Source organism: Agrobacterium sp. NPDC089420 (assembly GCF_044900305.1).
Taxonomy (GTDB): Bacteria; Pseudomonadota; Alphaproteobacteria; order Rhizobiales; family Rhizobiaceae; genus Agrobacterium.
Genome location: NZ_JBJDMY010000011.1, coordinates 86,259 through 109,764, shown reverse-complemented (window position 1 = coordinate 109,764; position 23,506 = coordinate 86,259). Strand labels below are relative to the sequence as shown.

Genomic DNA, 23,506 nt, shown 5'->3' with positions numbered 1-23,506 from the left:
TAACATACTACTTATAAGGGAAAACACCTGGCGGAAAAAAAGAATCAATATGCCAAACGACGCATTTTTCCGCCCGCAGACAGGAACGGCGCGCGCGCCACCCCACACCCCCGCCTCGCCGCCCTTGACGGGAAAACGGCTCAGGTTTCACAAATCTCTGATTTTTAGACATTGATGCGGAAAGAAAGCTGGGATATGAACCAACCGCTGCACGCGATTCAGGCGTGACCGCTGCACCCGTAGCTCAGCTGGATAGAGTGTTGGATTCCGATTCCAAAGGTCACAGGTTCGAATCCTGTCGGGTGCGCCACTTCCTTGAAATCGAAGAGATTTTACCGGCCTCTCTGCAGTTGAGGCAGCCGCCTCTCTTTGACGCTGTTAATCGGTCGTGATCATGGGGCGGCCTCCCGAAGCCATCAAGGCTTTTCGCGCGTGCGGCCGGTCAGCTCCATGGCTGCCTGCACGCTTACGGACAATCCTCTGGCAAGGCATGAGGCCTGCGCTCGCCAGCGCAGGCTTATCGTCCGCCGGCTTCCTCATCCTTCTTCGCCTGATCATGGTGCCATTTAATGGCGTAGAACATGCCTACGCCCAACACGATAACCTTGAACGGGAAGAAAACATAGGGAAACCAATCTACCCAAGACGGGTCAGACATCTTGCAAATTTCCTGTAAATCACATGACAACATCTGCCGCCGGCATGATTATCTCGAAATCACATCCCAGACAATTTCTATACGCGACCAAGCACCGGGGCCTTTTGACGCATGTTAAAACGCCACCTGGCATTCCATTGTCCTATTGAGCGAAACGCGGGCAGTCCCCACGCCCAAAAGCCGCAAGCGCTTTGCCGCTCCTGTTCCCCGGGGCGCCTGCTCCCACAACATCCATGGCCTTGCTACGGTTTTCATTCGGCAAGCGCGGGGGAATAAATTTCGAAAGAAACGCATCAAGGCGATTGTAGAAAATCCTGCGCGGGAGATAAAATCATAAAATATCATTCGGAAATATTCGGCACTATTATTATCTTTAAAAATATATATTATCAATATATCATATATTAAAATCAAATATATCGTATTATTCTAATTTATATACTTTTTAATTTTATATAATTAAATATACTAAAGTATAAAATATGTGTATTTAAAATATTTACTTAGTATTAAATGTTTGCACGTTATGACATGAACGTCGCACAATGCTTGAGCGACAGAATTTATTAAGCGGAATTCGCACAAGCTAGCGTGGAAAATCCGGGTCGTTCTCCGGCTCGAATTGCATGATGCCTTTCCAGCGCGGGTTCACACGAGCCATGTTTTCCACAACTTCGCTTTATTTGCGGATGTCGGACCGCTGTCACCAAGGACAGCGTCTGGCGGCAGATAGGCGTGACCAGTCGCCATTCGGTAAAGGACACGTTCATGACCTCCATTCTTTCCTCATTGTCTGCCGTGCAGATTTCCAAGCTCTCGACGGCCACAATCGCCGGCCTCACCTCGGCGGACGTGAATGCTCTGGACAGCACCAAGATAAAAGCCCTCAGCGCGTCTCAGATCGCCTCTTTGAGCACCGACAACCTTGCTCTTTTCGGCTCTGAAGACCTGCGCGCCATTTCGTCCAGCGCCGTCAAGGGACTCACCCTGTCCCAGATCGCGAAGTTGAGCTCCGCCCAGGTCAGCAGCCTGTCGTCGTCTCAGGTCACCGCGCTATATGCCAGCCAGATCGAAGCCCTGACGACGGACCAGATCAAGGCCCTCGGTTCGGCCCAGATCGCCGGCCTCGGCTCCGCCCAGCTCGCAACCCTGACCAGCACCGAACTTGCGCTTTTTTCCGCAGATGAGATCAAGGCCTTCACCGTCAACGCCATCGCCGGCCTTTCCGCCGCCGCCCTCACCGGTCTCAGCACCGAAAATGCCACGGCCCTGACAAAAACGCAGATCGCGGCCCTGTCGTCGGCACAGCTGAACGCGCTCTCCTCCGATGCCCTTGCCACTTTCTCCGTAGACGAGGTCAAGGCGATCAGCACCAAGCTTCTCGCCGGCCTTGATGCCAGCAAGCTGAGTACCGGCAATATCGCCGCCCTGACGAGAGCACAGGCTTCCGCCCTCTCCACCGCGCAATTCGCCGCCCTGTCGACAGACCAGATCAAGGCCCTCAACGCCGATCAGATCGCCGGTCTCGGCTCCGCACAGATCGCCACCCTCAGCAGCGACGAATTGGCGCTCTTCTCCACCGACGAGATCAAGGCTCTCAGCGCCAATGCCATCGCCGGCCTTTCCACGGCCGCCCTTGCCGGTCTCGGCAGCACCGCCGCCGCCGCGCTGACCAAGGCACAGATCGCGGCCATGTCGCCGGCACAGCTCGGCGCGCTTTCCTCCGACGCCCTAGCCACCTTCGCTAACGACGAGATCCAGGCCATCAGCGCCAAGGCGCTCGCCGGCCTCGACGTCGCCAAGCTCAGCACCGGCAACATCGCCGCGCTGACGAGAGCACAGGCCTCCGCCCTCTCCTCGGCACAGTTCGCCGCCCTCTCCACAGACCAGCTCAAGGCCCTCACCTCGGATCAGGTCGCCGGTCTCGGCTCCGCCCAGCTTGCAACCCTCAACAGCGACGAACTGGCGCTCTTCTCCGCCGACGAGATCAAGGCCTTCAGCGCCAATGCCATCGCCGGCCTTTCCACGGCCGCCCTTGCCGGTTTCGGCAGCACCGCCGCCGCCGCACTGACCAAGGCGCAGATCGCGGCCATGTCACCGGCCCAGCTGAATGCGCTCTCCTCCGACGCCCTGGCCACATTCTCCGCAGATGAAGTCAAGGCCATCAGCGCCAAGGCCCTCGCCGGCCTCGATGTCACCAGGCTCAGCACCGGCAACATCGCCGCCCTCAGCAGCACGCAGGCCGCAGCACTCTCCTCGACGCAATTCGCCGCCCTCTCCACCGATCAGCTCAAGGCCCTCACCTCGGCGCAGGTTACCGGTCTCGGCTCGGCCCAGCTCGCCACCCTCAGCAGCACCGAACTGGCGCTCTTCTCCGCCGACGAGATCAAGGCCTTCAGCGCCAATGCCATCGCCGGCCTTTCCGCCGCCGCGCTGACAAACCTCAGCACTGAAAATGCCACGGCACTGACCAAGACGCAGATCGCGGCCCTGTCCTCGGCGCAGCTGAACGCGCTCTCCTCCGACGCCCTTGCCACTTTCTCCGCAGACGAGGTCAAGGCGATCAGCACCAAGGCCATTACAGGGCTCGACGCCGGCAAACTCAGCACCGCCAACATCGCCGCGCTGACGAGAGCACAGGCCTCCGCCCTCTCCTCGGCACAGTTCGCCGCCCTGTCGACAGACCAGATCAAAGCCCTCACCTCGGATCAGGTCGCCGGTCTCGGCTCCGCACAGATCGCCACCCTCAGCAGTGACGAATTGGCGCTCTTCTCCACCGACGAGATCAAGGCCGTCACTGCCAACGCCATCGCCGGCCTCTCTACAACTGCCCTTGCCGGTCTCGGCAGCACCAGCGCCGCGGCGCTGACCAAGGCACAGATCGCGGCCATGTCCCCGGCGCAGCTCGGCGCGCTTTCCTCCGACGCCCTGGCCACCTTCGCTAACGACGAGATCCAGGCCATCAGCGCCAAGGCCCTCGCCGGCCTCGATGTCACCAGGCTCAGCACCGGCAACATCGCCGCCCTCAGCAGCACGCAGGCCGCAGCGCTCTCCTCGACGCAATTCGCCGCCCTCTCCACCGATCAGCTCAAGGCCCTCACCTCGGCGCAGGTCACCGGTCTCGGCTCCGCCCAGCTTGCCACCCTCAGCAGCACCGAGCTGGCGCTCTTCTCCGCCGACGAGATCAAGGCCTTCAGCGCCAATGCCATCGCCGGCCTTTCCGCGGCCACCCTCACCGGTCTCAGCACTGAAAACGCCACGGCGCTGACAAAAACACAGGTCGCGGCCCTGTCGTCGGCGCAGCTGAACGCGCTTTCTTCCGATGCCCTTGCCACCTTCTCCACCGACGAGGTCAAGGCTATCAGCACCAAGGCCATTACAGGACTCGACGCCGGCAAGCTCAGCACCGCCAACATCGCCGCGCTGACGAGAGCACAGGCCTCCGCCCTCTCCACGGCACAGTTTACGGCCCTGTCGACAGACCAGATCAAGGCCCTCAACGCCGACCAGATCGCCGGTCTCGGCTCCGTACAGATCGCCACCCTCAGCAGCGACGAGCTGAAGCTCTTCTCCACCGATGAGATCAAGGCCATCACTGCCAATGCCATCGCCGGCCTTTCCACAGCCACGCTTACCGGTCTTGGCAGCGTCAATGCTGCGGCGTTTTCCTCCCAACAGCTGGGGGTAATGAACGACGGACAGGTCGAGGCCGTCATCAAGGCCTACAAGACCTCCTAAGGCCTCGGGGAACCGGACAGTTTGCGACGCGGCTCAAAGCCGCGTCGCAGCGCGGATGGATGGCAATTGCGCAATGCCCGATCCGGAAAGGCGCCGCCACGGCAAACATGTCCGCCCTCATGCGGGCCGCCGGCGGCCATTGACGGCAAGACCGCCCGCCCGCAGAGGCGATCCCGCCTGAGTACCTCCAGCCACAAGCAAGTTATCCGCGATAGCTAAAGACAGCCCATCCAGGCCGCTTCCACCTTCGCCCCTTTGCCGTTCTGCCGCAGGATGCCATGACCGCAAGCCAAGCCCCGACTGCAACCGACAATGACGCGCCCAGCGCGCTTGATCTCGCACGGAACCAGCGGTTAAGCCTCATGGATCTGCTGCGTGTCGCCGAGGCTCTCAATGCCGCCGGCCAGCAGGCGGCCGCCGCCGAGCTCTACAAGACCTGGGTCGCCTTCAACGACACTAATCCTGCAATTCACCTCGCCTATTTCAACTATGCGGTCGTGCTCAGCCAGCTGGGCGACCGTGCCGGCTCCGTCCAGGCGTTCCACGCCTGTTTGAAGGCCAATCCGCAATTCGCCCCCGGCCATATCAATCTCGGCCGCGTGCTTGAAGATACCGGCCTGATCGGTCAGGCGGTGGCACAGTGGTCACGTTATGCCGAGGCAACGAAACATCTCGACGCCGAGGCGATCGGGCATCGGCATATGGTCCTGCAAAACATCGGCCGTGTCCTTGAGGGCGCCGGCAGATTCGAGGAAGCCGAAACCGCCCTGCTGCAGGCGTTCGAACTGCGGCCGGAATCGCCGGAAGCGGGCCAGCACTGGGCGTCGTTGCGACAGCGACAGTGCAAGTGGCCGGTGCTTGTGCCCTCGAACCATGTTTCCGCCCGCAAGATGCTCGATGCAATGTCGTCGCTGACCCTGAGCTGTTATGCCGACGATCCGATGTTCCAGCTGGCCAAGGCATATCGCCTGAGCAAAACGCTGATCGGCGCGCGCCCGGACCTGAGCCGCTTTCCGCGCAGATTGCCCAAGGAGAAGTCCGGGACCGGCCAGCGCCTGCGCGTCGGCTACCTCTCATCGGATCTTCGCGATCATGCCGTGGGTTTCGCGCTCTGCGAGGTTCTGGAACTGCATGACAGGAACAACATCGAGGTCTTCGCCTATTATTGCGGCAACCAGCGTGGCACGGACAGCACGCAGGAGCGGATCAAGGCCGCGGTTCATAGCTGGCGCGATCTTCACGGCGTGGACGATGCCGCAGCCGCATCGCAGATCATCGCCGACGACATCGATATATTGATCGACGTCAACGGCTATACGAAGGACGCGCGCGCAAGGATTTTCGCCTATCGTCCAGCACCGGTGATCGTCAGCTTCTGCGGTTACCCCGGGTCGATGGGCAGCCCGTTCCATCAATATCTGATCTCTGACGGCTACATGATCCCGGAAGAGAGCGAAATCTATTATTCCGAAAAGGTGCTGCGCATCGCCTGCGACCAGCCGCTTGACCGAAAGCGGCCCGTCGCCGCCCGGCCAAGCCGGGCCGAAGTCGGGCTGCCGGAAGATGCATTCGTTTATGCCAGTTTAAACGGCATGCAGAAAATCACGGAAAACTGCTTTGCGCGATGGATGGAAATCCTGTCGCAGACGCCCGGCAGCCTGTTGTGGCTGCTGACGGGCGACGAGGATGTCAATCAACGCCTGCGGGAGCTGGCTGAAAAAAGCGGCGTCGCGCCGGAGCGGCTCGTATTCGCGCCAAAGGTCCAGAACCCGCAGCATATTGCCCGTATCGGCGTTGCCGACCTGTTTCTGGACACGTTCCCCTATGGTGCGCATTCCACGGCGGCGGATGCGATCACCTCCGGCCTGCCCGTGCTCACCATGTCGGGCAAGACATTCGCGGCCCGTTTCTGCGGCAGCATCGTCACCGCCGCGGGTGTCCCGGAAATGCTGTGCTCTTCCCCGGAGGATTATGTCGCCCGCGCCGTCGGTTTCGAGCGCGACCGCCAGAGCCTCGCCGAGGTCAGAGGATCGATCGCCCGGCAGCGCGACACGAGCGTCCTGCGGGACATTCCCGCTCTGGCGCGCCGTCTGGAAGAACTGTTTTGGCAAATGCAGGGCGAATGCGAGCGCGGCGAGACGCCGGTGCCGGATCTCCGCAACCTCGATCTCTATTATGAGGTGGGCGCGGAAGCCGTGTTGGAAAATATCGAATTTGAGGACGAAGACAGTTACCGCAACCGCTACCTGCAAAAGCTCGGCCAGTGGCACGACTATGCACCGATCCCTTACGACAATCGCCTGTGGCGCGCGCCAAAAGACTGAGCGGGAAATCGAACGGCGGCACTCGGCCGGACAGGCGGCGACATGTGAACGGGACGGATTGTGAATGCACGCGGATGAAAGAATTGTCATCGTCGGCGCCGGCCTTTCCGGCGCGGTGATTGGGCGGGAGCTGGCACTGGCCGGGCACAGGGTCGACATCATCGATGCCCGCGATCATATCGCCGGCAATTGCCACACCGAGCGCGACGGCGAAACCGGCGTGATGGTCCATGTTTACGGTCCGCATATCTTCCATACGGACGACAGGGAAGTGTGGGATTATGTAAACCGCTTCCAGACATTCATGCCTTACAAGAACCGGGTCAAGACGACGAGCGGCGAGCGCGTCTATTCCCTGCCGGTCAATCTGCACACGATCAACCAGTTCTTCGGCAGGAATTTCCGACCCGATGAAGCACGGGCCTTCATCGACGAAAAGGCCGACAGGTCGATTGCCGATCCGCGGACCTTCGAGGAACAGGCGCTGCGCTTTGTCGGCCGGGAACTCTACGAAGCCTTCTTCAAGGGATATACGGAAAAGCAATGGGGCTGCTCGCCTGACGAGCTGCCGGCTTCCATCCTGAAACGCCTGCCCGTGCGCTTCAATTATGACGACAACTACTTCTTCCATAAATATCAGGGCATGCCGGAAACCGGCTATACGGACATGGTCGGCCGCATTCTCGATCATCCAAACATCACGGTCACGCTTGGCGCGCAGTTCCGCCGCGCCGAGGCGCAGACCTGCCGGCACGTGTTTTATTCCGGTCCGCTTGACGGCTATTTCGACTTCGAACTCGGCCGGCTGGCCTATCGGACGCTCGACTTCCAGCGTTTCACCTATGACGGCGACTATCAGGGTTGCGCGGTGATGAATTATGGCGACGTATCGGTGCCCTTCACCCGCATTACCGAGCACAAGCATTTTTCACCCTGGGAAGACCATGCCGGCTCGGTCTGCTACAGGGAGTTCTCCCGCGCATGCGGCCCGCAGGATATTCCTTATTACCCCGTCCGGCTGGTGAAGGACAAAGAACAGCTTGCCGCCTATGTGTCGCGCGCCGAGCGCGAAACATCGGTGACTTTCGTCGGGCGGCTCGGCACCTATCGTTACCTTGACATGGATGCGACAATCCGGGAGGCGCTCGATACCGCCCGCCTCTATCTCGCCAGACTTTCTTCGGGCGGCGTTATGCCAGCATTTCTGCATTCGCCGGTCTGAGGCGGCCGTCCGCGGACACAGGCCGTCACGGCGGTCGCATCGGCCGGATGCCGCCCGGCATGTCGGCTGATGTCACTCTTCCGGGAAAAAGCATGGACACAAGGCTGTGACGATCCGGCAGGCGGGTCGGTGGAAAGGCTGAAGACTATGGCCATTTAAGTCTGCCGCGCGAGGCATCGCCTCGCGCGGCAGGCCGCAGGTCGATTATGATGTCGGCTGGCCGGCCACCGGCCGGCCGAAGCTGGCAGGCGGCCATTTCCAGAGGCAGGCGGCAGCCTTAGAACTCCTGCCAGTCGTCCTTTGTCGTATCGACGGCGGCATTGCCCGCAAAGGCCGAAGCTAGTTTGCGGCCAAGCGCCCGCACGGGGGAAGCAACGGGTCTGTCGCTGCCGCCGGCGTTGCGCAGGGGAGCCGGCTGGCTGTTCTGCTGATAAACGCCATCGGCAAGTCTGAATTGCGCGAGCAGCTGGTTCAGCGACGCCACTTCCTTGGCCAGGCTGTGGCTTGCGGCATTGGTTTCTTCCACCATGGCCGCATTTTTCTGCGTGTCCTGGTCCATCTGGTTGACGGCCGTATTGATCTGCTGCAGGCCGGAAGATTGCTCCTGTGCCGCCTCCACGATGGAAACGACGTGCCGGTTGATCTCCTGCACTTCCATAACGATGGTCTCCAGCGCCTTGCCGGTATCGCCCACCAGCTGAACGCCCTGCTGCACCTGATCATTGGAGGTATTGATCAATGCCTTGATCTCCTTGGCCGCATGGGCGGAGCGCTGCGCCAGTTCGCGCACCTCCTGCGCCACCACGGCAAAGCCCTTGCCCGCCTCGCCGGCACGCGCCGCCTCCACGCCGGCATTCAGCGCCAGCAGGTTGGTCTGGAAGGCGATCTCATCGATGACGCCGATGATATTGCTGATCTCATTGGCGGATTTGGCGATCTGCTCCATGGCGACCACGGCGCGGCGCACCACTTCGCCGGATTGCTCGGCGCCGGCTTTGGCGCGGCTGACGATCAGGCCGGCCTCCTGCGCGCGTTTCGTCGAATCGCGCACCGTCGTGGTGATTTCCTCCAGGGCAGCGGCGGTTTCTTCCACGGCCGCAGCCTGCTGCTCGGTGCGCTTGGCGAGATCGTCGGCGGCCGACTTGATTTCATTCGCACCTGCGCCGATGCCGCCGGCATTTTGCGCCACCCGCGTCAACGCCGCCTGCAGCTTTTCGGCCGACGTGTTGAAATCGTTGCGAACGGCATCGAGCGTGGCGGTGAAGGGCTGACCGATACGATAGGAAACATCGCCTTCCGAAAGCTTGGAGAGACCGGCGGCAAGATTGTCGACCGCAAATTGGACATCGGCCGCCTCCCTTGCCTTCTGCTGCTCGCGTTCTATCCGTTCCTTCTCCGAGAGGCTGCGGTTGGCCTCGGTTTCCCGTTCGAGACGGATGCGTTCAATGGCATTTTCGCGGAATACCTGAACGGCTTTCGCCATCTGGCCCACTTCGTCCCGCCGCGTCATGCCGTCAATCTCGGCGGAGGTCTCGCCGCCGGCAAGCGATACCATGCGTGCGCGCAGGCGGGCGATCGGTGTCGTGATGCCGCGCGACGCCACGAACAGCGCAAGAATGATGCCGATCGTAAACGCGGCCCCGACGATAACCAGCGAGATCAGGATGGTCGAATTGGTCTGGTCGGTCAGATCGTCGCTTCCCGTAACCACACCCTTGGCCAGCTTGTCCAGCAGCGCGGTCATGGCGGCCGACGTCGCCTGGATGGATATATCCGCCTTCAGCAGCTGCGCGGCGGATTCTTCATTGCGGTCCGCAACGCCGAGCTCGACGGCCTTGTCGGTCATCGCGATTATCGCCTGCGACTGCGCGATGAAGGCATCCACGGCGGCGGCTTCTTCGGGAAAAACCGCCCTGACGTTGTTGAGACGCAGCAGAAGCAAGCGTTTGCTGTCGTCATAGGCCTGCCCGGCAGCCTTTATATCCGGCCCCTTCGCATCATAGGCCATCACCTGATAGGCGCCATAGGCCACCGCCACCAGATTGCGGTTGGCGCGCGCAAGCTCCACCAGAGCGGCGTTGTCATTGGCGATGAAGAGCGAATAGGCCGTGTCCGCCTCCTTGTAGCGGATGGACATGAAGACGGTGGCGCCAAGGCCGATGATGCAGAGCGGCAGAATGAGCGACAGAATTTTGGTGCGGATGCTGGCATTTTGCAGGAAAGACACGGGAAAACCTCACGTCAACGAAAACCGCTCCTTCCCCGTGCCGGAGGTGTTCGGCAAAACTGGCATTGCACGTCGAACGCCCCGATCATCGAGGTTCCGCTAGCCGCATCATCAGCTCTTGCCGCATATGCATCATGCATGCGCCGAAGAACGCCGCGCCCGCCCGTTGAAAGGCGGACAGGTTTGCTCCCCGGGGTGGCGGGGCGGCTCCGCCCGCAAGCGGAAACGCCAGACGTTATCTTGAAGAAAAGCGTAAAAAACGCCGCCATCACTATTTTTCATTAAAATTATTATAATTGAAAACTTTACAATTCCTTCACGGCCGGATGGGTGCGCGAAATATAAGCCGGCAAAGCGCGAGCGGCGACCGGACGCCCGCTCCGCCGTTTCGGGTAACCGGCATCATGCACCATCCCGGGCGCATCCTCCATCACCGGCAGGAGACCGGGCCTTGCGCGCCGAAGACCATCGCTGAAAGACGGCCGCCGTGGCGGCAAGACCGGCCATGACGGCGAAGGCCCCGGCAATATCGCGATAGGCCACGGCAAAGCCGAACCTTGCAATCCATGGCTGGCTTGCCAGCGGCGAAACGAAATGCCCGAGAAACATCGACGCGGTGACGATGCCCGAAATACGTCCGCGCAGCCGCAGCGGCGCAATCATGATGGTGGCCGAGATGATGCCCGGCATCACGACGCCGAGACCGAGGCCCACCACCGCCAGCGCCGAAAGCATGGACCAGAGCCCGTCCGCGAGCGCGAGCAGCGCAAAACCCGCCGCCATCGAGACCAGCCCGCCGGCAATAAGGGCGGTTACGCCGATCCATGCCCGCAACCGCCCGAAGTTGAGCGCCGCCAGCGCTCCCGCCAGATTGAAGATACCGATGGCATATCCGGCAAGGCTGCCGGAAAACAATCCAAGCTCGCGCAGGAAGAACGGCAATTGCGAGGGGACGGTGTAAAACAGCGCATTGACGAGAAACACCGCCAGCGCCAGCACCGCCACCATGAGCCAATTGACCGGCGCAACCTGTTCGTCGGCGGTTTTGGTGCGCTTGTCGTTCCTTGCAGGCTCGGTCAGAAAAAACAGGGCCGCCGGTAGAATGAGCAGCGCCACGGCATAGACCGCGAAGGGTGCGCGCCAGTGCAGGTCCGCCAGCAATCCGCCCGCCACCACGAAAACGACGCCGCCGATCTGGGTGAAAGCCTGTTGCAGGCCAAGATAGCGCTCCCGCGCCGAACCCTCGAAATAGTCACCCGCAAGCGCCATGCCGATCGTCATGATGGCGCCGATGGCAACGCCCAGAAAGGCGCGGCCGACAAGCAGGCCGGCAAGGCTGCCGGAGAAAAGTCCCGACATGCCGGAAAGGCTGTAAAGCAGGATGGCGCCGAGCAAAAGCCGCTTGCGGCCGAAACGATCCGCCAGCATGCCGGCAAGCGGCGCACACAGGGCCACGAAAACCGACGGCAGGGTCAGAACCATGCGGCTCATGATCTCGACATGCGGCGTGGACAGGAATGTTTGCTCGATGGCCGGCAGCGACGGCACGACCGTGGTGCCGGCCATGATGGTGAGGGTGGCGACAAAGAGCAGGGTGATTTTCAAGGCCGGGGATTTTTCCGCCATTCTCATTCCCCCGTCCTGTACGGCCTTGAAGACCACGCCCGTTTCAGCGCCTTCGCCCACCGGCCGGGCTTGTTCATCAATATCTTCGGCGCGTGCGGGCCGATGGCCGCACTCTCCATCCCCGGCAGGGTATCGAGCTGTTCACGCAGCCTTTTGCCGATGACATCGCAAAACCGCCGATTGCCGGCGCTGCCGGATATGATCCGTATGGAAAGGGTATTGTCGCTCATGGAACGTCCTTCAACAGTGTTCCATGTCCTGATAATTCCTCAACTATAGTTGAGGTCAAGAGCGACAAATAAAAAAAGCGGCCGGCCTTTCAGCCCGCCGCCCCATTTCCGCTCGTGGCGTTAAAAGCGCCTCAGGCCGCCGCGCGTCGCAACGCCGTCGCAACCTTGTGGATATGGGCAGCGCCGATACCGCAGCAACCGCCGATCATGGTTGCGCCGGCATCCGCCCAGGAGCAGGCAAACCGTGAATAGACATCGTCCGTCAGGTCGGTGCGGGTGCCATGCAGGCCTTCATTGGCGGCGGAATCGCTCTGTTCGCCCTCGAAGGCATTGGCATAAACGCCGATTTCCAGCGAAGCGCCCTTCTCCGCAAACACGGCCGCCGCCGTCTCGACGGCGGCTTTCATGATTTCCGGCTTGCTGCAGTTGAACAGCATGGCGGCGGCACCCGATTGCGCCGCCCATTCGGCCGCCGCCTTCACCGTTTCGCCGGACCGCAGCGCGGCTTCGCCGCCGGCAACCGCGGCCGCATCGTCATTCAGCGTGAAGGAAATCCAGAACGGCTTGCCCGTTGCCGCAACAGCCTGGCGCACCGCTTCGCCCTCGGCGATCAGGCTGAGCGTTTCGCCGAGCCAGACATCGACGAAGGGGGCAAGATTGTCGACCAGCACCTTGAGATAATCCTGGACGCGCGCGCCATCGAAATTCTGCGGTTCATAGGAGCCGAAGATCGGCGGCAGCGAGCCCGCCACCAGCACCTTACGGCCGCTCGCATCGGCCGCCTCGCGCGCCAGCCTGCCGGAAAGGGCGATCAGCGACGCGCCTTCCTTGTGGAAACGCTCCTCGCCGATATGAAACGGCACCAGCGCATAGGAATTGGTGGTGACGACATCGGCGCCGGCCTCGATGAATTCCTGATGCACCTGCCGCACGATATCGGGCGCGTTGATGAGCGCCAGTGCCGACCATTCCGGCTGTTTCAGTTCCGCGCCGAGCCGCTGCAACTCGCGGCTCATGCCGCCATCGAGGATACGGATAGTGCCCATGTTCATACTCCCTGAACGATTTACCGTCGGACCGGCACCTGCCGTTCGACAAGGCCGAAACAGCGGGCGATGATGGCGGTGAGAATGAGATAAAAGACGGTGACGACGATCAGCGGCTCATAGACCAAGAGCGTGTCCTGCCGCACCTTGTAGGCCACGGCATAGAGATCCATCACCGTCACGGTGAAGGCAAGCGGCGTCGCTTTCAGCTGCATCACCACTTCGCCGGCGATCGTCGGCAGCGCGATGCGGATGGCGCGCGGCAGCCAGATGCGGCGTATGAGGGTGAAACGGCCCATGCCGAAAGCCCGGCCCGCCTCCAGCTCGCCCTTCGGCACGGCCAGCAGCGCGCCGCGCAGAACTTCGGCCTCATAGGCGGCATAATTCAGCGTGAAGCTGACGGCGGCGAAGAAGAACCCCTCGCGCAGCACCGGCCACATGAAGCTCTGGCGCAGGCCGGGAACCATAGGCAGCAGCGAACCGATGCCGTAATAGAGCAGCCAGAGCTGGATCAGAAGCGGCGTGCCGCGGAAGAAGGTGCAATAGGCGCGCGCCAGGATTTTCGTCACCCGCCCGCCGCTGACCTGGGCGAAGGCGAGCAGGATGGCAAGGAGAAAGCCGATGCTGACGGAGATGACAAGCAGCGCGACGGTCTGCCAGGCGCCGGACAGAAGAAGCGGCCAATATTTGGCAAGCCAGGAAAAATCCATGCCGCCCCCCCTAGGCCAAGACCGGCTGACCACGCCGCACCCGGCGCTCCAGCAGTGAAAAGACGAGGTTCGAGACGATCGTGATGGCGAGATAAAGCAACGCCGCCGCGAGGAAAAACAGGAAATATTGCTTGGTGCTGGCCCCTGCCAGACGTGTTGCCAGCGCCAGTTCCTGATACCCGACCACCGCCACCAGCGCGCTGTCCTTGGTGACCGACAGCCAGAGATTGGCAAGACCCGGCAGGGCGTTCGGCAGCAGCGCCGGCAATACCACGCGGCGGAACCGCAGGGCGGGCGACATGCCGAAGGCGCGCGCCGCTTCGATCTGACCGTTTGGAATGGCAAGGATCGCGCCGCGCAGAACCTCGGTCATATAGGCGCCCTGCACGAAACCCAGAACCGCCACGGCGGCGACGAAACCGTTGACCTCCAGCGGCGGCATTCCAAAGAGCTGCAGCAGCCGGTTCAGCCCGTCCGTGCCGGCATAATAGAGCCCGACGATCAGGATGAGTTCCGGAACGGCGCGGATGGCCGTGGTGTAGAGATTGAGCAGAAGGCCAAGCGGCCTGTTGCCGGAAAGCTTGCCGAGCGCCCCGGCAAGCCCGATGACGATACCGATCAGATAGGCGCCGGCGGAAATGGCAAGCGTTGACGCCGCCCCCTTCAACAGGGTGCCGCCCCATCCCGGGGGATAGGGTGACAAAAGCTGCAATGTCGTTTCAAGGCTTGCCATTGGCGCGACCGGTCGGAAGATCAGTTACCGTAAATATCGAAGGTGAAGTATTTCCTGGTGATCTCGTCATACTTTCCGCTGGCGCGCACGGCGGCCAGCGCCGCGTTCAGCTTGCCCTTGAGTTCCGTGTCTTCCTTGCGCAGACCGCCGGAAACGCCGAGACCGAGGATTTCCTTGTCGTCAGCCACATTGCCCATGTCGGCGCAGCAATCCTTGCCGGCATCGCTGTTCACGAAGGCATCGAGAACCAGGGAGTCGCCAAAGACGTAATCGATACGGCCGGCGGCCAGATCCTGAAACGCCTCATCAAGCGTCTGGTAGGTCTTTTCATCGGCAACGGCCGCGAAATATTTCTTGTAATATTCGGACTGGATGGTCGCGACCTGAATGCCGATGGTCTTGCCCTTGACGTCTTCGGCCGCAGCACCCGGCTTTTCGCCCTTGGCGCCGATCAGCTTGCTCGGGGTATTGTAATATTTGTCGGTGAAATCGATGACCTTCTGGCGCTCTTCCGTGTTGGACATGGAGGACCAGATGACGTCGAATTTCTTGGTCTGCAGCGCCGGGATCAGGCCGTCCCAGGAAAGCTCGACGATCGAGCATTTTTCCTTCATTTCCGCGCAGACGGCGTCCATGAGATCGATTTCCCAGCCCTGCCACTTGCCGCTGGCATCCTTGGCGAAGAAAGGCGGATAGGCTTCGTTCATGATGCCGAAGCGCACTTCGGCGCTGGCGGTGAAGGCGGAAACCGCAAATGCCGTTCCGGCAAGCAGCGTGGCGAAGAATTTCATTCAAGTCTCTCCTGTTAAAACAAACGGCGAAGTGAAGCGCTCAATGCGCCAGCGCGCCGGTAAATTCCCGGCATCTTGCGCTTTTGGGCTGGCCGAACACCTGTGCGGGCGGCCCCGCCTCTTCCACGCGGCCCTGATGCAGAAACACAACCTCTGTGGACACATCCCGCGCAAAGCGCATCTCATGGGTGACGAGAAGCATGGTGCGGCCTTCCTCGGCCAGATCGCGGATGACTTTCAGCACCTCGCCCACAAGCTCCGGATCAAGCGCCGAGGTCGGTTCATCAAACAGCATCACCGCCGGTTCGACGCAAAGCGCCCGCGCGATCGCCGCGCGCTGCTGCTGACCGCCGGAGAGGAATGCCGGATAGGCGTTTTTCTTGTCGTAAAGCCCAACCTTGTTCAGCAGCGCTTCCGCCTTCTCGATCGCCTCCTGCCGCCGGACGCCGAGAACATGCACCGGCGCCTCGATGACGTTTTCCAGCACGGTGCGATGAGCCCAGAGATTGAAATTCTGGAAAACCATGCCAAGGCCGGTGCGCAGCTTCTCCACCTGCCGCCAGCTTTTCGGCGCCGCCCTGCCGTCACGGCCCATCTTCATGGCGATCTCTTCGCCATTAACGACGACCCGGCCGCGATCCGGCGTCTCGAGAAAATTGATACAGCGCAGAAAGGTGCTCTTGCCGGAACCGGACGAGCCGATGATCGATATGACGTCACCCTTGTGGGCTCTCAGCGAAACGCCCTTCAAAACTTCATGCGTGCCGAAGCTCTTGTGGATATCATCCGCCTCGAGCGCACAGGCGCCTGTCTCTGTCATCTGTCGACCTTGCCGATCCGTTTAAATGCCTGCTGCGCCGCATGTTTAGCAAAATCAAATGCAAACGCGCGCAACAATCGGCTCTTTTACACATCTGCAACGAAAAAACATTTCAAAATATCATCTGTGACGAACAGCCTGCGACGGTTGGCGCGAAACGGGCTTCGTCACCATCATCTGAACACCCTCCCCGCGCGCCGGTTCCGGCTCCTTTTCATCCTCGACCAGGCTGGCATTCGCCTGCAGATGCAGGCCCACCACGGCGACGACGAGGAAGAACCAGACGAAGCCCGTGCTGAGGAAAAATATCGTCTCCAGAAAGCCGAAAAGCAGGACATACAGCCACACCCCGACATAAAGCCGCGTCAGCGCACTGTTGCGCGTGGCGACATTCATCTTGCCGAGATAATGCAGCGGCAGCAGATAGATCCACACCAGCACCAGCACCAGGCCCGGTACGCCGCCGGCAAGCAGAAGGTCGAAATAACCATTGTGCGAATCCGGCGCGGTCGTCGCCCAAGTATTGTTTTCGGTGAAACTCGACATCAGCGCGTCGCTGCGCCAGAAGGCCTGATAACCGTATCCGAAAAGCGGGCTCTGGCGGATATAATCGATGGCGACAGTCCAGATATCGGTTCTGCCGGTAAAACTGGCATCGAGCCCCATGGTCGTCAGCATCTGCGAAAAGACCGGATCGACAGTGGTGCCGACGATCACGACGGCGAAGAGCGCCAGAAACAGGGTCACGACCGCATAACGCCAGCGGGGCCAGCGCAGGATGAACCACCCCGTCGCCAGAATGATCGGCATGAGCCCGAGCGCGGTCTTGCCGCCCGACCTGACCAGGAAGACCAGCGACAGCAGCGTCACCGAAAGGCCGCCGATGAAGGACCAGCGCTTGCACAGATAGATCCCGACGATGATCAGCACCGCCATGACCGAGGCGGCCTCGTTCTTGTGGCGGAACACCCCGCGCCAGTCACCGGCCAGAAGCGGCTCCAGCGCATCGCTTGCCTGATGGATCGACCGCGACGGCAGCGCCACCACGCCGAAATAGCACAGGAACAATATGATCAGCGCGCAGGCCGCGAGCAGCGCCGTGAAATGCCGTTCCGTACGCGGTAATTGCAAGAAGCCGGCGGCAAGCACGCAGATAATCGCGCACATGGCCAGCCGGCGCAGCGAAAACAGCGGCGCTTCACCCACAAGCGAAGTGAAGACAAACCAGCCGAAAATTGCCGCCAGCAGCAGCCGCGGTGCGAAAATGATGGAAAAGGACCGTTCCTTCGCCATGAACGCGATGAAACTGAAGAGGAGAAGGATCGCGGTCAGCTGGTTGAGAAGATTGGATCCGGCCGCCATGGCGGAACCGAGATAGGTCGATGAGAGCGAAATATAAGGCGAGAAGCCGACCGTGAAATAAAGGAACGTCACGCAGAACAATGCGTCTCGCCAGTAACCCCGCCCCCGTTGGTCGTGCGCTGCATCCATGAGGGGTTTGTCTCTCTCCTGAAACCGCCCGCACCGAATATGGTTTTCGCATATTCGATAATATGAATATCATTCGCAAATCCTATTTTTTAGTTATCCATGATGCACGGGAAGATAGCAGCGCGATTGTCCGCTTCCGGCATGAGCCACCGAAATCCGGAACAGGGGCATCAGCCCGGCGCATCGCGACGATCAATGCCGGAACCCGAAGACCCCAGGGAAGGCCGGGCGATATTTCAGCCTTTGGTTGCCTGTTTGGGCGCATTTTGTTAAGGTTGCCAGGTACAGCCGATACCCGCAATGGCCTGAGACGGCCGCGTTTATTTTTCCGCAAGGCATCGCGGGCTGGCCGGATGAGAGCTTTTATACTTATATTAATAAGTACGAATATACGCTGCCTATGGTTGATTTCGTAAATGCGTAAGAAGCTGGAGGCCGACGGTGGACGTTCCGATATACACCAGCCTGGGCGATAGCCAGAGCAGTCATTCGCCACAACGCCCGGTTCAGCCCGCAGCACAGGGCGTTCGCCCCATGCGCAGGGACGACATCCCGGCTGTCGAGGCAGTGCTCAACAGCGCCTTCAGGAAAAACGGCGAAGACAGAAACTTCGATTTCCGCTCCTATATCGAAAACCTGTTTTTCGGCAGCCCCGCCTTCCATCCGGACAATGGCAGCGTGGTCTATGACGCCGGGAACAACGACGTCACCAGCGTTATCCTCGCCGTGCCCATGCGCTTTGTCGCCAATGGACGAACCATGACCGCAAGGCTGCTCTGCGCTTTCGCGTCGGACGGCAAACGGGGGGCGCTTGGGGCCGCGCGCCTGTCGCGCGGCATGCGGGCGTCGAAACATGACATGCTGTTCTCGGACACGGCCTCGCCCGTCAGCGCCGATCACTGGGTTGCGACAGGCGGCAATATGTTGCCGATCGAAAGCCTGCAGTGGCACAAGTCGTTGAAGCCTTTCTGCACGATCGCGCTGCGCCTGCCGCGCCGTTCGAAACTGGCGAAAACCAGGCTCGCCCTGACGGCGCTCGGATTTGTCGACGCTGTCCTGCGGCGATGGAAAAAAGGCATAAGGCCGAACGAGATCGCAGGCGCCAGGGTAAGGGCCGCGGATTTCGAAACGTTCCGCCGCAAGGCGCTCACCATGATCGAGCGTTTCGCCATTCGCCCGGAATGGTCCCATGAGGAATTCCACTGGCTGATAGAAATGAGCAGGACCAATGAGAGCCTCGGCGAATTAAAAAGCCTGACGATCGAAAATGCCGAAGGCCACGTCATGGGCGCCGCCCTGTTTTTCGGCCAACCGGGACGAACCGCCTATGTGCTGAATCTCGTCTGCGATGCCGGCCGTGAAAACGATGTGCTCTGCACGCTGTTCCGCCATTTCGACGACGAGAACTACGCCCATGTCACCGGCATGTCGCAACCCTTTCTCATGAATGCGCTGTACCGCCAGAATCACGTCAGCTTCCGTCATGACGGCTATTTCTGCATGGCCACCAGGGATGAAGCCCTGAGGGACCGGGCGCTGGCCGGCGATATCTACATTGGCGGCCTGTGCTCGGAAAGCTGGAGCAAGCTCATCACCGATTATTGAGGCGTCATACCGGCGTCAAAAACACCACCAGCCGGTGTTACGCCCGGGTGAAACGGCGGACATTGGCCGAGATGAGATGACGCAGCGCCTTGGCGTAACGCTTGGAGCGTGTCTTGGCTTCAAGCGCGCTTGTCCAGTCCACCATCGATCCGTTGATATCGAAATCGCCGAGCTGGCCTGGGGGAACGTCGCCCTTTTCGATACGCTCGACGATGGACCCCAGCGCCGCATAAAATTCCGGCGAGCGATAGGGCGGATGCAGCGAATACATGCCCTTTCCCTTGCCGAGAAAATCCAGCCTGTACACGCCCGCACGCATCATGTTGGTGCTCAGCACCTCCTCGGCCGGCATCGAGACCGGCTGCTGGTTATAGGCATAGGAGCGGATGCGCCGTTTCACGTCCGGCCGCAGCAGCTGCAGCGAGCCGATCCGCTTGGCGAAACGGTCCATGTCGATCATGAAGAGGCGGGTGGAAACCGTGGCGAAGCGCCATGTGGGAATGCGCGACGGCAGCTTGCGCGGCTCGGGAATGTTCTTCACCCCCGGCATGCCGACATGGCGGGAAATATCGAGATCGCCGCGCACCGTCGGCGGCCCGGAAAATGGCGTGATGCACAGCGCATCGGGATTGGCCTTCTGCAGCGCGACGGCCTCGTCAAACCAGCTCTGGCTGCCGCCGCCAAACATCATGTCGCTGTCCATATGCAGCACATAACGGGCATTGGCGCGTTGCAGCCCGTGGAAATACACATGGAACGGCCCGCCGTCGAAGGCCTTGGCGGGATAGGGCACGGGCGAGCGCGAAAAGAAGGCCTGCGCCACCGCACTGCGCGCCGCATCGCCGTAATCGACGATATCCACCACGAGATGCGGATAGTTGGTCTGCATTTCCTCCAGCATGTCGAACAGACGCTTGCGCGCGGCCTCGAAACCGTTGCCCTTGTAACGGCCGGCCCCAACCTGTCCGGTGTCCACCGTCAGGAGAATGCGGTCCACCTGCCCGCCCCAGACCCGCAGCTGATGCGGCAGGGTGAGCGCCGCATGCGGAGCATCGAAGGGATGGAGGTTGATCTGCAGCGCCTTTTGCACGGGAGGAAGCGGCATTTCAGCATTCATAGTCATGCACCACGGTTCCGGAATTCATTGATGAGGGCCATCATGGGTTTTTCGTTGAAACTCCAGTCGAGCGGCAGCGGCCGGTTCACCGCGCCATCCCGACGGGGATAGGCCCAGCGGATCCAGCTATATTGATCCGAAATGCCCCAGGTGGTGATGGAGGAGAGCGACCCGCCCGCCGAGGCCGCTTCGAGAAAATCGCGGATCTGGCCGTTGATCAGCATGTCGCGCTCGGCTTCCGCTGCCGGCAGGGTCTGGTCCATCGCATCCAGCTCCGTCACCAGGACGGCAAGGCCGTAACCGCGCATCTCCGTGGCAAAGGCGGCAAGTTCGTCCTTGGCGATCGGCCAGCCGCCGCGCAGGTGCCCCTGCAGGCCGATGGCGTTGATCGGCGCACCCTGTTCCAGCAGTTCGAGAATGAGGTTGCGGAAGGCCGCCCGTTTGGCCGGCGATTTTTCGATGGCGAATTCCACATCATATTCGTTGAGCACCAGCTGCGCCTTCGGATCGACCGCATGGGCGATCTCAAAGGCCTTCTTGATGGCGTCCGGCCCCGCGCCGTAATACCAGGCGTCGCGCCGCGAGCGCACATTGCCGGGAGCGTCGGGGATCGGCTCGTTGACCACGTCCCAGCTATGGATCACATCCTTGTAACGCTCCATCACCTTGACGATATGCGTCTCCATCAGCCTTTCGACCTTCGACGCGCCGCCGACGCCGGCAAGCCACGGCGCGTTGGAGGCATACCAGATCAGCGGATGGCCATGCATGGACAGCCGGTGCTGGCGCGCAAAATCGGCCAGCGCATCGGCGGCGGCGAAATCGAACACCTCCTCCGACGGCCGCATGACCTCCCATTTCATTTCGGTGACGGGGGTGATGCGCGAACAATATTTCACCACCGCCTCGCCAAGGCGGCTGTCGGCGGCGAGATCCGGCAGGTAAACGGCCGCGCCATACGGCGCCGTCTTTGCCGCGGCCTTCTTCTGCGCGGCAGAGGCCGGGCCGGCCATGGCATGCAACAGGCCCGCGCTTGCCGCACCGCCCAGGAAATTCCGCCGCCCGATCCGCATTCACCCGCCTCCGCAGCCCGGCGCATCGGCGTCCGATAGACGCCGCACGCTGTCATTCTCAAAACATAATATCCCGATCATGCCAAAAGGATATTAAAGTTTTGAAGGTTAACCGACGTTATACCACGTCATAATTGGCGAGACCCGCTTAATGCGCTAGTAACTTCGCTGTGCGAATTCTTGGCTGATGCCCCTTGGAGTTGGAAGTCTTGGTCTCCGTTTCGATTGTCGTTCCCGTTCGCAATGGCGAGCGCTACATCGTGGAAGCGATCGAAAGCGTGCTGCTGCAGGGCGAGACCGTCTGTGAAGTGCTGGTCGTCGATGACGGCTCCACCGACGCCACCGCCCGGAAGGTGGAAGGCTTCGCCGATCCGCGCGTCAAGCTGCTCGCCCGCCCGCAGGGCCGGCAGGGCGTTTCCGCCGTGCGCAATTTCGGCCTGTCGCAGGCACGCGGCGAATGGACGATGTTTCTCGATGCCGATGACCGTCTGAAACCGGGCGCGATTGCAGCCCTCTGCGCCGGCATTTCCGGTCCGGATGTCGTCGCCGTCTATGGCGATTACGAACGCATCGACGAAAACGGCGTCAAGATCGGGCGGCGCAACCTCATCCGCCGCCGGGAGAAGCCGGACGGCTTCATCCTCCAGCCGCTGCTCGGCGGCAATTTCATCGTCAATGGCGGCATCATGCTGGTCAGAACCCGTATCTTCCAGGATTTCGGCGGCTTCGATGAAACATTGCGTTATGCCGAAGACTGGTATGGCTGGTGCCGGCTGGCCGCCGCCGGCCGTTTCGTTTATCTGCCCGGCCGCCATGTGCTCGATTACCGGGTCCACAGGACGAGCGTGATGATGAACCGGCTTTTGACCTTCCGGGACTGCGAACCGGCGATCGAGGCGGTGTTTTCCGATCCCGCCATCGTCGCCGCCATTGCCCCGCAGGCGTTGCGACGGCTTCGCCGCCGGTCCGAAAACCATATGAATGCCTATACCGTGGCGCAGGCCTTCCGCGCCCGCCGCTATCGCGAGGCCTTTTCGGCGCTTGGCGATACCTTCCTCAACCGCCCGCGCCAGAGCCTTCGCGCCGTCGTTTTTTCCGCTGCGGCGCTTGCCGGAATTTAGGAGTTTCCATGTCCGAGATCATGCCGGAAGCCGTGGTGTGCATTCCCAGTTTCCGCCGGCCGGACGGCCTGCGCAGGACGCTTGCGTCGCTGGCGGCGCAGAAGGCCGATTTTCCCTTCGCCGTCGTCGTGGTCGACAATGACGGCGCAGGCCGGCAGGGCCTGGCCGTCGCGCGCGCATTTTTCGCCGAAGGCGGCATGGCCGGACAGGCGCTGGTGGAGCCGACGCAGGGCAATTGCTACGCCATCAACACGGCCTTCCGCACGGCCCGGCAGAGCTATCCATCCGCTCGCTGGTTCCTGATGATCGACGACGACGAGGCCGCTTCCCCCGTCTGGCTCGCCGAAATGGTTTCGGCGGCGAAATCCTTCGGCGCCGATATCGTCGGCGGACCGGTCGACCGCGAATTCGACGCTCCCGCCTCGAAAGCGGTGCTGTCGCACCCGCTCTTCGGCTCGATCGAGGCGCCGACCGGCCCGGTCGAACAAATCCACGGATCGGGCAATTGCCTGATCGCGCGACGGGTGTTCGAGACCCTGCCGAAACCGGAATTCGACGTGCGGTTCAATTTCCTCGGCGGCGGCGACATGGATTTCTTCACCCGCTGCCGCAAGGCGGGTTTCAAATCCGCCTGGAATGCGCGTGCCCTCATCATCGAATATGTGCCGGAAAGCCGCATGGCGCCGCGCTGGATCATGGAGCGCTCGCTCCGGACCGGCATCATCAATTACAGCATAGACCGCGCCCGCCGCCCCGGCTTTGCGGGCGGCCTGCTGCTTGCCGGCAAGAACGGGGTCAGCCTGGGCCTGTCGCTCATTCGCGCGGTTGCCGCCCTGCTGAAAACCGGCGCGCTGCTGCCGGCCACCCATCCGCCGCTGATGTCGGTCGGCCGCGTCATGGCAAGCCTCGGCATCACGCTGACGCCCTATAAGGCGCCGGTGAAAAAGACCTGACAAAGATCGTTTCGATCACCC

18 protein-coding genes and 1 tRNA gene are annotated in these 23,506 nt (G+C 61.3%); 7 read left to right on the top strand and 12 right to left on the bottom strand.

Going from position 1 to position 23,506, the window contains the following annotated elements:
- Nucleotides 1–233 precede the first annotated feature (233 nt).
- Nucleotides 234–310 (top strand) — tRNA-Arg (locus ACI2KA_RS17545).
- A 207-nt stretch (nucleotides 311–517) separates the two neighbouring features.
- On the opposite strand, the gene ACI2KA_RS17540 is transcribed toward ACI2KA_RS17545, so the two are convergent.
- Nucleotides 518–658: a hypothetical protein gene (locus tag ACI2KA_RS17540; RefSeq protein ID WP_404503733.1), complete on the bottom strand. Its 141-nt coding sequence runs from the start codon at nucleotides 656–658 to the stop codon at nucleotides 518–520.
- A gap of 768 nt (nucleotides 659–1,426) precedes the next feature.
- Between ACI2KA_RS17540 and ACI2KA_RS17535 the strand changes: the two genes are divergently transcribed.
- The 3 genes from ACI2KA_RS17535 to glf all read left to right on the top strand — a co-directional run bounded on the left by ACI2KA_RS17535 (nucleotide 1,427) and on the right by glf (nucleotide 7,942).
- Complete coding sequence (locus ACI2KA_RS17535) at nucleotides 1,427–4,396, top strand: beta strand repeat-containing protein (RefSeq protein WP_404503732.1); 2,970 nt, start codon at nucleotides 1,427–1,429, stop codon at nucleotides 4,394–4,396.
- A gap of 362 nt (nucleotides 4,397–4,758) precedes the next feature.
- The gene (locus ACI2KA_RS17530) at nucleotides 4,759–6,720 is read left to right on the top strand and encodes a glycosyl transferase (RefSeq protein ID WP_404503821.1); all 1,962 of its coding nucleotides are present in this window, start codon (nucleotides 4,759–4,761) and stop codon (nucleotides 6,718–6,720) included.
- A 64-nt stretch (nucleotides 6,721–6,784) separates the two neighbouring features.
- A complete protein-coding gene (gene glf, locus ACI2KA_RS17525; protein ID WP_404503731.1) occupies nucleotides 6,785–7,942 on the top strand; it encodes a UDP-galactopyranose mutase in 1,158 nt (385 codons plus the stop codon).
- A 277-nt stretch (nucleotides 7,943–8,219) separates the two neighbouring features.
- Here the strand turns inward: glf and ACI2KA_RS17520 are convergent, their stop codons facing one another.
- From ACI2KA_RS17520 to uppW, 9 genes are all read right to left on the bottom strand, one after another.
- A complete protein-coding gene (locus ACI2KA_RS17520) occupies nucleotides 8,220–10,169 on the bottom strand; it encodes a methyl-accepting chemotaxis protein (RefSeq protein ID WP_404503730.1) in 1,950 nt (649 codons plus the stop codon).
- Between the two features lie 402 nt (nucleotides 10,170–10,571).
- The gene (locus ACI2KA_RS17515; protein ID WP_404503729.1) at nucleotides 10,572–11,795 is read right to left on the bottom strand and encodes an MFS transporter; all 1,224 of its coding nucleotides are present in this window, start codon (nucleotides 11,793–11,795) and stop codon (nucleotides 10,572–10,574) included.
- A gap of 2 nt (nucleotides 11,796–11,797) precedes the next feature.
- Complete coding sequence (locus tag ACI2KA_RS17510; protein WP_404503728.1) at nucleotides 11,798–12,025, bottom strand: hypothetical protein; 228 nt, start codon at nucleotides 12,023–12,025, stop codon at nucleotides 11,798–11,800.
- Nucleotides 12,026–12,156: 131 nt separating this feature from the next.
- Nucleotides 12,157–13,071, bottom strand: a complete 915-nt coding sequence (locus tag ACI2KA_RS17505) for a homocysteine S-methyltransferase family protein (protein ID WP_404503727.1) — start codon at nucleotides 13,069–13,071, stop codon at nucleotides 12,157–12,159.
- Nucleotides 13,072–13,091: 20 nt separating this feature from the next.
- Nucleotides 13,092–13,781 carry an ABC transporter permease gene (locus tag ACI2KA_RS17500; RefSeq protein ID WP_110756215.1) on the bottom strand — a complete coding sequence of 230 codons (690 nt, stop codon included), beginning with the start codon at nucleotides 13,779–13,781 and terminating at the stop codon, nucleotides 13,092–13,094.
- A gap of 10 nt (nucleotides 13,782–13,791) precedes the next feature.
- The gene (locus ACI2KA_RS17495; protein WP_404503726.1) at nucleotides 13,792–14,514 is read right to left on the bottom strand and encodes an ABC transporter permease; all 723 of its coding nucleotides are present in this window, start codon (nucleotides 14,512–14,514) and stop codon (nucleotides 13,792–13,794) included.
- 20 nt (nucleotides 14,515–14,534) lie between these two features.
- The gene (locus tag ACI2KA_RS17490) at nucleotides 14,535–15,305 is read right to left on the bottom strand and encodes a transporter substrate-binding domain-containing protein (protein ID WP_404503725.1); all 771 of its coding nucleotides are present in this window, start codon (nucleotides 15,303–15,305) and stop codon (nucleotides 14,535–14,537) included.
- A gap of 40 nt (nucleotides 15,306–15,345) precedes the next feature.
- The gene (locus tag ACI2KA_RS17485; protein WP_404503724.1) at nucleotides 15,346–16,125 is read right to left on the bottom strand and encodes an ABC transporter ATP-binding protein; all 780 of its coding nucleotides are present in this window, start codon (nucleotides 16,123–16,125) and stop codon (nucleotides 15,346–15,348) included.
- Nucleotides 16,126–16,245: 120 nt separating this feature from the next.
- Nucleotides 16,246–17,616, bottom strand: a complete 1,371-nt coding sequence (uppW, locus tag ACI2KA_RS17480) for a Wzy-type polysaccharide biosynthesis protein UppW (protein ID WP_404503723.1) — start codon at nucleotides 17,614–17,616, stop codon at nucleotides 16,246–16,248.
- 534 nt (nucleotides 17,617–18,150) lie between these two features.
- Here uppW and ACI2KA_RS17475 point away from each other — a divergent pair.
- The gene (locus ACI2KA_RS17475) at nucleotides 18,151–19,221 is read left to right on the top strand and encodes a GNAT family N-acetyltransferase (protein ID WP_404503820.1); all 1,071 of its coding nucleotides are present in this window, start codon (nucleotides 18,151–18,153) and stop codon (nucleotides 19,219–19,221) included.
- Between the two features lie 37 nt (nucleotides 19,222–19,258).
- Here ACI2KA_RS17475 and uppG read toward each other — a convergent pair whose 3' ends face one another.
- Both uppG and uppI read right to left on the bottom strand, forming a co-directional pair.
- Nucleotides 19,259–20,338 (bottom strand): polysaccharide biosynthesis glycosyltransferase UppG, encoded by a 1,080-nt coding sequence (uppG, locus tag ACI2KA_RS17470; protein ID WP_404503819.1) that lies wholly within the window; start codon nucleotides 20,336–20,338, stop codon nucleotides 19,259–19,261.
- 2 nt (nucleotides 20,339–20,340) lie between these two features.
- Nucleotides 20,341–21,411 carry a polysaccharide biosynthesis UDP-hexose transferase UppI gene (gene uppI / locus ACI2KA_RS17465; RefSeq protein ID WP_404503722.1) on the bottom strand — a complete coding sequence of 357 codons (1,071 nt, stop codon included), beginning with the start codon at nucleotides 21,409–21,411 and terminating at the stop codon, nucleotides 20,341–20,343.
- A gap of 209 nt (nucleotides 21,412–21,620) precedes the next feature.
- Here uppI and uppH point away from each other — a divergent pair, with 209 nt between their 5' ends.
- Entirely contained in the window at nucleotides 21,621–22,532 is a 912-nt protein-coding gene (uppH, locus tag ACI2KA_RS17460) for a polysaccharide biosynthesis endo-1,4-beta-xylanase UppH (RefSeq protein ID WP_404503721.1), read from the top strand.
- A gap of 8 nt (nucleotides 22,533–22,540) precedes the next feature.
- Nucleotides 22,541–23,485 carry a polysaccharide biosynthesis UDP-hexose transferase UppJ gene (gene uppJ / locus ACI2KA_RS17455; protein WP_404503720.1) on the top strand — a complete coding sequence of 315 codons (945 nt, stop codon included), beginning with the start codon at nucleotides 22,541–22,543 and terminating at the stop codon, nucleotides 23,483–23,485.
- Nucleotides 23,486–23,506: the final 21 nt, after the last annotated feature.